The organism is Streptomyces sp. NPDC058964, assembly GCF_042741275.1.
In the GTDB taxonomy this organism is placed as follows: domain Bacteria; phylum Actinomycetota; class Actinomycetes; order Streptomycetales; family Streptomycetaceae; genus Streptomyces.
In genome coordinates this window covers 1-9,858 of sequence record NZ_JBHYKH010000316.1, presented here as the reverse complement: position 1 = coordinate 9,858, position 9,858 = coordinate 1, and the positions used below count along the sequence as shown (strand labels likewise).

The 9,858-nt window shown below is 72.6% G+C and carries 8 protein-coding genes and 1 tRNA gene; 4 read left to right on the top strand and 5 right to left on the bottom strand.

Annotated elements, in window-relative coordinates:
• Positions 1-203: 203 nt before the first annotated feature.
• On the bottom strand, positions 204-1,364 hold the full coding sequence (locus ACFW2E_RS30790; RefSeq protein ID WP_384470345.1) for a Gfo/Idh/MocA family protein: 1,161 nt from the start codon (positions 1,362-1,364) through the stop codon (positions 204-206).
• 112 nt (positions 1,365-1,476) lie between these two features.
• Between ACFW2E_RS30790 and ACFW2E_RS30785 the strand changes: the two genes are divergently transcribed.
• On the top strand, positions 1,477-2,487 hold the full coding sequence (locus ACFW2E_RS30785) for a LacI family DNA-binding transcriptional regulator (RefSeq protein ID WP_384470344.1): 1,011 nt from the start codon (positions 1,477-1,479) through the stop codon (positions 2,485-2,487).
• Here ACFW2E_RS30785 and ACFW2E_RS30780 read toward each other — a convergent pair.
• Complete coding sequence (locus ACFW2E_RS30780) at positions 2,477-2,821, bottom strand: cupin domain-containing protein (protein ID WP_384470343.1); 345 nt, start codon at positions 2,819-2,821, stop codon at positions 2,477-2,479. The two genes, ACFW2E_RS30785 and ACFW2E_RS30780, sit on opposite strands and share 11 nt — an antisense overlap.
• A 130-nt stretch (positions 2,822-2,951) precedes the next feature.
• On the opposite strand from ACFW2E_RS30780, the gene ACFW2E_RS30775 reads away from it, so the two are divergent.
• Complete coding sequence (locus ACFW2E_RS30775; protein ID WP_384470342.1) at positions 2,952-3,464, top strand: hypothetical protein; 513 nt, start codon at positions 2,952-2,954, stop codon at positions 3,462-3,464.
• Positions 3,465-3,664: 200 nt separating this feature from the next.
• On the opposite strand, the gene ACFW2E_RS30770 is transcribed toward ACFW2E_RS30775, so the two are convergent.
• Positions 3,665-4,243, bottom strand: a complete 579-nt coding sequence (locus tag ACFW2E_RS30770) for a TetR/AcrR family transcriptional regulator (protein WP_384470341.1) — start codon at positions 4,241-4,243, stop codon at positions 3,665-3,667.
• Between the two features lie 205 nt (positions 4,244-4,448).
• On the opposite strand from ACFW2E_RS30770, the gene ACFW2E_RS30765 reads away from it, so the two are divergent.
• Complete coding sequence (locus ACFW2E_RS30765; protein WP_384470340.1) at positions 4,449-5,873, top strand: MFS transporter; 1,425 nt, start codon at positions 4,449-4,451, stop codon at positions 5,871-5,873.
• Between the two features lie 43 nt (positions 5,874-5,916).
• Positions 5,917-5,990: transfer RNA gene (locus ACFW2E_RS30760), tRNA-Pro, on the top strand.
• A gap of 205 nt (positions 5,991-6,195) precedes the next feature.
• Here ACFW2E_RS30760 and ACFW2E_RS30755 read toward each other — a convergent pair.
• Complete coding sequence (locus ACFW2E_RS30755) at positions 6,196-7,167, bottom strand: alpha/beta hydrolase (protein WP_384470339.1); 972 nt, start codon at positions 7,165-7,167, stop codon at positions 6,196-6,198.
• Positions 7,168-7,518: 351 nt separating this feature from the next.
• Positions 7,519-9,831, bottom strand: a complete 2,313-nt coding sequence (locus tag ACFW2E_RS30750; protein WP_384470347.1) for a S8 family serine peptidase — start codon at positions 9,829-9,831, stop codon at positions 7,519-7,521.
• Positions 9,832-9,858 lie beyond the last annotated feature (27 nt).

Genomic DNA, 9,858 nt, shown 5'->3' with positions numbered 1-9,858 from the left:
ACCCCCCCGGGGGGGGGCGCGCCCCCCGCGGGCGGGGGGTCACCCCCCCCCCCGCGCCCCCCCACCGGGGCGCCCCGGCCCGCGTGGGGGGGCCGCCCCCGGGCGCGATGCCGCCCGCGGGGCCCACCCCGCCGTCGGCGATCCACGTGGTCACCCCGCACAACATGCCCACGGCGCCGGCACACTGACCCACGCGCAGGTCGCTACGGCGTCGGCACGTCGACCCATGCGCCGGTCCGCGCGGAGCGCGTCATCGCGTCCAGTACGGCCGCGGTGCGCACGGCATCGACGAGGGTGGTGCCGGACGGCCGGCCCTCGGCGACCGAGCGCAGGAAGCGGTACGCCTCGATGACCTTCAGGTCGTCGTAGCCCATGGCGTTGGCCGCTCCCGGCTGGAACGCCCCGAACTCGCCGTCGCCGGGCCCGACGTACACCGTGCTGACGGGCTGGTCCTGGTAGCTGGTGCCGCGGCTGACCGCCAGCTCGTTCATCCGGCGGAAGTCCCACAGGACCGCGCCCCTGGTGCCGTGCACCTCGAAGCCGTAGTTGTTCTGCTCACCGACCGAGACCCGGCACGCCTCCAGGACACCACGGGCGCCGGAGGCGAAGCGCAGCAGGCAGTTGACGTAGTCCTCGTTCTCGACCGGACCGAGTTCGCCGCCCGCGGCGAGGGCGTGGCCCGCGGTGGCACCGGTGGGCCGGGCCCGCTCCGGTACGAAGACCGCGGTGTCGGCGGTCAGCGAGGCGATGTCGCCGAGCAGGAACCGGGCCAGGTCGACGCCGTGCGAGGCCAGGTCGCCGAGCACCCCGCTGCCGCCGCGCTTCCGTTCGTACCGCCAGGTCAGGGCGCCGTCGGGATGGGCCGCGTAGTCGCTGAACAGCCTGATCCGCACATGCGTCACGGTGCCGATGCCACCCGAGGCGATCAGGTCCCGGGCGGTCTCCACGGCGGGCGCGTTGCGGTAGTTGAAACCGACCGCGCCCTGCACGCCGGCCCCGGCCACCGCGTCGGCCACCGCGCGGGCGTCCTCGGCCGTCAGGCCCACCGGCTTCTCGATCCAGATGTGCTTGCCGGCCTCGGCCATGGCGACGCCGATCTCCCGGTGCAGGAAGTTCGGGGCGGTGATGCTGACCGCCCGCACGCGTGGATCCGCGGCCACCTCGCGCCAGTCCCGGGTCGTCGAGGCGAACCCGAACTGCGCCGCGGCCTCCTCCGCCCGGCCGGGCACCTCCTCGGCCACCGTCACCAGCCGCGGCCGCAGGGGGAGTTGAGGGTAGTGGTGCGCGACACGGGCGTACGCCTGGGTGTGCACCCGGCCCATCCAGCCGAATCCGACGACGGCGACACCGAGCGCATCCACCATGACAGCCCCTCTTTTGGACCGGTCCATTTCTTGTCCAGGTCACAGTGAGAGGAGAACACCGACGTGTCAAGCCCTTTGACAACCGCGCCCGGCGCGTGGAACGGTCCATGCCATGAAACCGCCGACGATCCGCGACGTGGCCGAGCGGGCCGGGGTGTCCAAGTCGCTGGTGTCGCTGGTGCTGCGCGACTCCGGGCAGGTGCGCCCCGAGAAGCGCGAGGCCGTGCTGCGGGCCGTGCGGGAGCTCGGCTACCGGCCGAACGCGGCCGCGCGCAGCCTGAGCGAGCAGCGCAGCCGCACGGTCGGAGTCCTCCTCAACGACCTGCGCAACCCGTGGTTCGTCGACCTCCTCGACGGTCTGAACTCGCTGCTCCGCGACAACGGTTTGCACATGCTGCTCGCCGACGCCCGCCTGAACCGCCGCACGGGCGACGGCCTCACCGGCCCCTTCCAGGACCTGGGCGTCGACGGACTGGTGGTGGTCGGCACCCTGCCCGACCCCAACGCCCTCGGCAGCGTCGCCGAGCGGATGCCGGTCGTCGTCGCGGGCGCCCGGGAGCCCGTACTGCCGGGTGTGGACGTCGTCGCGGGCGACGACGAGACCGGCGCGCGTCTCGTCACCGAGCACCTCATCGGGCTCGGCCACCGCCGCATCGCGCACATCGCGGGCTACGGCGCCGTCGGCGAGCTGCGCCGGCGCAGCTTCGAGGCGGCCATGCGGGCCCATGGGCTCGCCGCCGAGGCGCTGGTGGAGGCCGGCGACATGACCGAGGAGGGCGGCTACCGCACCACCGTGCGGCTCCTCAGCCGCCCGGACCGGCCCACCGCCCTCCTCGCCGTCAACGACATCACCTCCGTCGGCGCGCTGTCGGCGGCCGGCGAACTCGGACTGCGGGTGCCCCGGGACCTGTCGGTGACCGGCTACGACAACACGAGCATCGCCCGGCTGCGCCACGTCTGGCTGACCACGGTCGACACGGCCCCGTACGAGGTCGGCCGCCGCGCCGCCCGCTGCCTGCTCGACCGCTTCGAGGCACCCGGGGGAGCGGGCCGGGTCCACCTCGCCGCGCCGACGCTGGAGATCAGGGGCACCACGGGGGCGCCCCCGGGCCTCACAGATTGATCGCGTACGCCTTGCGCAGCGTCTCGTGCACCGTCCACGTCGTACGGTCGCCCTCGCGCAGCACGGCCATGTCGCCCGGCCCGACCTCCAGCACGGGCCCGTCCTCGACCTCGATCGTCGCCGAGCCGCTGATCACGACGAACAGCTCGTCCGCCTCGGTGTCGGTGACCACGCCCGGGGTGATCTGCCAGATCCCCCGGATGCGCCGGCCGTCCTTTGACTCCCAGACCACCTTTCCGGTCACCTCGGGCGACCCGGAGACGATCTGCTCCGGATCGAGCGGCTCGGGTTCGAGCTCGGCGTCGGGGATGTGGAGGGCGAAACTGTGCGTCATGCGGCGACCCTAGCGAGATCGTCGGCCCCGCCGCCGTCGACACAGTGTTCGGCATCGGGCCTGGTGGGAGGACACTTCGTCGGGCCCGGCGAAGTGGCGCCGCCGCCGCGCGCGGGTGATCGTGGGGACCATGGCTGACTCCACGGCTGCCGTCCGCGAGCACCACGGGCACGACACCCGCGAGACCGTCCTCTTCGGCGGTGTCTACGGCGCCGTCCTCGCCAGCTCGATGGTCGCCGCGCTCACCACGCACGGCCACACCTCCAGGGCCAGCCGCCGTTACGACGCCCTCTGGCTGCTGGTGACCGCGCTCGCCTCCGCCCTCGCGCACGGCTACGCCCACTACATCGCCGAGCGCGGACCGCGCCGCGGCTGGGACGTCCTGCGCGTCCTGGCCGACGAGTGGCCGCTGGTCGTGGCCGTGGCGCCCACGGTCCTCGTCCTCGCGGGGGCCGGCTGGGGCTGGTGGCCCGCGGGCGGCGTCGAGTACCCCGCGTTCGTCCTGAACATCTCCATCCTGTTCGTCCTGGGGCTGGTCACCGCCCGGCAGGCGACGCGGGCCTGGCCCGCCGCCGTGGTCATCGGCGTGGTGGACGCGCTGCTGGGCGTGGTCGTGGTCATCGCGAACGCGCTCATCAAGTAGCCCCTGGAGCAGCTCGTCGACCTTCGCCGGCTTCCCGGCGGTGCAGGCGTACCTGCCCGACGCGCGGCTCGCCATCGCGGTGTCCGCGACCGTCGGCCCCGAGGCGCCCGCGGGCAACACGGGCCATCGATCATCAACCGCATCGTGCATCGCGGCCGCCCCGGCCCGGACCGCCCGCTCGGTCTCGACCTCGGCCGGCCTCAGCGTCCGGTGCGCACGCCGTCCAGCGCGATGGCCAGCACACGGTCGCGCTGGGCGTCGTCCTCGAAGGCCGTCGCGGTGATGCCGGCAACCATCCGCAGCAAGTCACCGAAGTCCATGTCGGCCCGGGCCTCGCCCGCCTTCTGGGCCCGCTCCAGCAGCGGGCCGCCGGCCGTGTACATCGAGTCGCGGCAGGCCTGGAAGATCTGCGACTCGTCGTTGAGGGCCTCCCGCACGGCCCGTTTGGTGACCATGTAGCCCGTGAACCGGTCCAGCCAGGTGGTCAGCGCCTGCCACGGCGGCAGCTCTGCGACCTCCACCGCGGCCCGGCACAGCGCGTTCACCTCGTCCGCGTAGACGCTCTCGAAGAGATCGCGCCGGGTGGGGAAGTTCCGGTACAGGGTGCCGATGCCGACACCCGCGCGCCGGGCGACGTCCTCCAGGGAGGCCTCCGCCCCGTGCTCCGCGAACGCCTCGCGCGCTGCCGCGAGCAGTGCGTCGAAGTTGCGGGCGGCGTCCCTGCGGTGCGGTCGGCGCGACGCGACGATCTCGCTGACGGGGAGCGGCTGGGCCGTCACGGGTGCCTCCCGGGCGGAGTCGGTTGAAGCGGAGGTTGTCCTCCGATACAGTGGAGGGGTACCTCCACTTTAGCAGTGCGGAGGGTGTTCGCCGCGGGCAGACGTGTCTCCGCGGCGGTCCCGGACATCCCTGATTCCTCGAACACCCCCATTTCCTTCCTCGAACACCCCCGTTTCTCGCGCTCCGATTCGGAGAGGCTCCTCCATGCCCCGGAACTCCACCCGCCTGACCTTCACCGTCCTCGCGACCGGTGCGGGCGTGTTCTCCATGCTGCAGTCGCTGATCGCGCCGGCCCTGCCGACCGTCCAGCACGCGCTGCACGCCTCACAGTCCACCGCGACCTGGGTGATGACGGCGTATCTGCTGTCCGCCTCGGTCTTCACGCCGATACTCGGCCGGGCCGGCGACCTCGTCGGGAGGAAACGCACCCTCGTCGCCGTCCTGCTGGCCGTGCTGGCCGGTTGTCTGGTCGCCGCGCTGGCGCCGAACATCGGCGTCCTGATCGTCGCCCGGATCGTCCAGGGTGCCGGCGGCGCCCTGTTCCCGCTGTCCTTCGGCATCATCCGGGACGAGTTCGCCCCGGCCGAGGTGAGCCGCAGCATCAGCAACCTGTCCGCCGTGATCGCGGCCGGCGGCGGTGTCGGCATCGTGGCCGCCGGGCCCATCGTCTCCGCGCTCGACTACCGCTGGCTGTTCTGGATCCCGGTCGCCGTCGTCGCCGCCACCGTGGCGATCGCCGTCCGCTATGTGCCGGAGTCGCCCAACCGGACCCATGGAAGGGTCAGTTGGCCGGGCGCCGTGCTGCTGTCGGCCTGGCTCGTGGCCCTGCTCCTGCCGCTCAGTCAGGCCGGGCAGTGGGGCTGGGGCTCGGCCAGGGTGATCGGGCTGTTCGCCGCCGCCGTGGTGCTGTTCGCCGTGTGGCTGTCGGCCGAGTCCCGCTCCCGCACCCCGCTGATCGACCTGCGCGTGATGCGGCTGCCCGCCGTGTGGACCACCAACCTCGCCGCCCTGCTCTTCGGTGCGGGCATGTACGCGATCTGGTCCTTCCTCCCCGGGTTCCTGCAGACGCCCCGCTCGGCCGGCTACGGCTTCGGCGCGAGCGTCACCGAGTCCGGACTGCTCATGCTGCCCATGCTCCTCGCGATGTTCCTCGCCGGTGTGCTCGGCGGCCGGCTGACGCCCGTCCTGGGCGCCAAGGCGCAGCTCGCCACCGGCGCCGCGCTCGGCGCGCTCGCCCTCGGTTTCCTCGCCGTGTGGCACGACGAGCGGTGGCAGGTCGGCCTGGTCTCGGGAGTGTTCGGCCTCGGCATCGGACTCGCCTTCGCCTCGATGGCCAACCTCATCGTGGGCAGCGTGCCGCCCGAGCAGACCGGCGCGGCCACCGGCATGAACGCCAACATCCGCACCATCGGCGGATCCATCGGCGCCGCGCTCACCAGCGTCCTGGTCACCGGCCGCCTCCAGGAATCGGGCCTGCCCTACGCCTCCGGCTACACCCACGGCTTCACCCTGCTGGCACTGCTGTGCCTGGCCGCCGCAGGGGCCGCGCTCCTCGTCCCGGTCCGCCGCGGCCGTCCGGTCGGCCCCGTCACGGAGCGGGCGGCAGCGGCACCCGTACGCGTGCGGTAGGGTTGACCTGCGCGATCACACGGAACTCCGAGTGAGAGCGCGCCGGGACGTGGCGCAGCTTGGTAGCGCACTTGACTGGGGGTCAAGGGGTCGCAGGTTCAAATCCTGTCGTCCCGACTTGCTGAGACGCAGGTCAGGGGGATGTCGCACCGCCGACAGTGGTGCCACCCCCCCACCTACAAGAGGAACCTGCCCAGCCAGGTCTGGAATTCGGCTCAGCCGCGGGTGGCCACCCCGCCGCGCGGTGGCCCAGCAGACGGTGTGGGACGCACCTCGGCCAAGGCCTGCCGGACCGGGTCACGCACGACGTCACCGTCGGCTGTCAGCGGCCGACGCCGAAAGCCTGCCGCAGCGTCCGGCCGACCTGGTCGATCGCCGCCCGGGTGACGGGGCTGGCGGCAAGCGGGTTCTGCGCGGTGAACGAGTGGATCGCCCCCAGGTAGCGCACCGCCACGACCGGCACCCCGGCGTCGAGGAGCAGGCGCGCGTACGCCTCACCCTCGTCCCGCAGCACGTCCGCCTCGGCCGTGACCACCAACGCAGGCGGCAGTCCGGCCAGTTCGTCCCTCGTGGCCCGCAAGGGGGAGGCGGTGGACTCGCCTCGCACAGCGGTGTCCGGGGCGTAGTGGTCCCAGAACCACACCATCTGGGACCGGGTGAGGAAGGGGCCCTCGGCGAACTCGTCGTAGGAAGGCGTGTCCAGTCGGGCGTCCAGTGCCGGGTACAGCAGCACCTGGTGGACCAGCCGGGGGCCGCCGCGCCGCTTCGCCAGCAACGCGGTGACTGCGGCCAGATTGCCGCCCGCGCTGTCGCCCGCGACCGCGAGCCGCGTGCCGTCCAGACCGATGTCCGACCCGTGCGCGGCGATCCAGGCGGTGGCGGCGTAGGCCTCCTCGACAGCCACCGGATAGCGGGCCTCCGGGGAGCGGGTGTACTCCACGAAGACCACGGCCGCGCCGGCCGCATGAGCCAGGTCACGGGTGGCGCGGTCATAGGTGTTCCGGTCGCCCAGCACCCAGCCCCCGCCGTGGAAGTACATCACCGCGGGAAGCGTGCCGGCAGCCGGCTCCGGCCGGACGATACGCACCGGCACCTCGCCGCCGGGCCCGGCCGGAAGGCTCCGTTCGTCGATGTCCACGGGCGGCATCGGCACGTCCGCGGCCAGCTGCCCCGCCAGGTCACCGGCCCGGGCTTCCTCCGGGGTCTGGCGCTCCAGGGGCGGCGCGCCTTTGGCCTCCAGGTCGGCCAGGAAACGTTCGGCGAAGGGGTCGAGGCGTACGTGTGAACTGCTCAAGGTGGTCTCCTGCGGTTCGTGGGGGCCGGGTAGCGGTCGTGGGTGCCCGTGGTCCGGGGACCCGGCCGGGCCGGGGGCGATTGCTGCGGAGGAACGGAAGGCACGTCGAACGCCGGGTGAAGTTCCATCCGAGCAGACTGGCCCCGGAGCCGTACACCGCAAGACGCCCGATGGAGGTGGTGCGCAGGCCAGGGCGCGCGCCCGCGCCGGCGGGCGGGCCGCGTCATGCCGCCGGCCGCCGGCGTGTCCACCGGACCGCGCCGGGACGGAGGCGGGCCGGGACGATGCCCGGCCCGCCCCGTAACTGGCCGCGGTTGCCGTCAGCCGGTGGTGCGGGTCGTGCCCCGCGCCTCAGCCGGCGACATGGAAGGCGTCGATGAGCTTCTGGTCGATGGTGCTGCCGCCCTTGTCGGCGGCGGAGACACGCAGGGAGACCAACTGCCCCGGCCCGAGTATCCGCGCCTTGAGCACCACCGTGCCGGTGGAACCGCCGCGCCGGTGGACGTCCAGCTTGATCCAGTGTGCTCCGCCGTCGAGGGAGTACCAGGCGCGCGTCGAAGTGACCGGGCTGGGCGCGGCACCCTTGGCGCGGTGCACGGTCAGGGTCAGCGGCAGGTCCACGCCGGCCCTGGCGTGGTTCCACCCGTCGAGGCGGATGCCGTAGTCGACGTTCAGCAGCGGCAGGACCTCCGTCCGCCCGGCGCCGACCGGGGTGGTACGGACCTCCCAGTCGGTGGTCGACTCGATGCCCTGCGCCATGTCGCCGCTCAAGGAGACCCCACGCTCGAACTTCCAGGTCGTCGGCTTGTCCGGGATCCGGTCGTAGGCCATGCCCTGACCGCTGTAGAAGCGGTTGATGAGCTGCCCGTCGCGCCACATCGCCACGGAGACGAAGGCCCCGCGGTGATAGGCGGCCGGCCACCACAGCTGGGTCGTACCGGTCGTGTCGACCAGGTCCTGCGCGTTCATGTAGATCGCCTCGGACGTCTGCGCGCCCGACGCGGTCGACCTCAGCGGCCCGCCCCACACGCTCTCGTCGACGCGCCGCCCCTGGGCGTATGTGTGCGGGGCCTGCGCGAGAGCCGTCACGAGGTAGCCGTTGCTGCCCATGTGCCAGGTCTGACGCTGCCAGTTCAGGCCGGCAGTGACGTACTCGGTGCGCCTGACCGGCATGCTGACCGCGTCGCAGGCGTAGAACAGCGGGTGCGTGCCGTCCGAGGGCATGCGTGCCACGCAGTCGTGGTTGGTGTCGTCGGCCCAGCCCACCTGGCGGTAGTCCGCACGGACCCTGGCCAGCCGGTGTACGTCGTCGTGACTGAGGACACGGGTGAGAGTGGCCGGGAAGGCGGGGGAGTTCCAGGCCAGTTCGTAGGCGGTCGTGGCCCGCGCGGGGTCGTCGGCGTGCCCGGCGTCGACGAGGTGGTGGTACTGAGTGGTGGTCAGTTTGCCCAGCGTCGCCACCGAGTCGTCGACCATGCCGGCGTACATGTCGAAGAAGCGCGCGTCGCCGTTCACCCAGCCGGCGACTTCCGCGAACTGCATCCAGTGCCCCTGGGGGGTGGTGCGCACGGTGTTGAGTGCCACCAGGTCGGGCGACGTCGCCTCGGGGACCTTCACCGACGCCGGATGCGCGCGGCGCGCATCGATGACGATCTTGGTGTCGGGTTCTGCGGTCTGTTCGGCCGAGACCATCGTCGCGGTCTCCAGGTGGCCGTTCGGCAGCATGCGCTCGGCGATACCGGTGACCGAGAAATGGCCGCCGCGCGGCAGCAGCAGCGTGCCACCGTCGGGTCCGAACGAGAACTCACCCCCCGCCTCGTCGTCGAGGACGGTCACCGCGCCCGCACCGCCGGTGGGGTTGCCCTCGCGGTCCAGTGCCTTGAACGGCACCCGGCACTGGTTGGGCGCGGCCTGGAAGCCGAAGGTGAGGTGGAGGGGCTCGCCGCCGGCTACCGGAGTGGCGTTGACCTGGCCCGAGTAGGAGCCGGCCGGGTCGCCACCGTGTCCGGCACCGTGTCCGGACGGCATGGCGCTCGGGTCGACGACGACGGTGACGTCGGCGGTCCCCCCTGCGGGGATGGTGACGGAGGACGCGTCGAGCCGCACCGAGCCCTCGGGGAGCGGGCCACCGGTGAGTACGCCCTCGCCCCGGAACACGTTCCCGCTCAGGTCCAGCTTGAAGGTGGCGTCGTCGGTGCCGGTGTTGCTGAGCCTGACCGTGCGGCTCAGCGGAGCGGTCGTGGTGCAGTCGATCAGCCCGAAGTCGAAGGTGGCCCGGTCGGGGACGACGCGCTGACCGAACGCGCCGGCCGCGTCGAGCCGGCCCGCGCCCATGCGGAACACGGGCTGTGGCTGGTCGCCCCTGGTGATCACGTCACTGCTCTCCTGCAGCAGTGCCTTGATCTGCGCGGCCGTCAGTTCCGGTCGCTCGGCGGCGAGAAGGGCGGCTGCCGCGGCGACATGCGGAGTGGCCATCGACGTACCGGAGAGCCTGGTGTAGTGGTCGTCGACCACCTGGCCGAGGCTGGTTCCGGCGGCGCGGTCCTGGACGATGCCGACGCCGGGTGCGGAGATGTCCGGCTTCAACGCGTAGTCGCCGGCCCGCGGGGCGCCCGGGGTGAATGAGGGAGATTTAGTAAAATGTTCGAGGCGAGGGATAAGCAATTTTATATTTAGGTTGTGGGGGGGTGG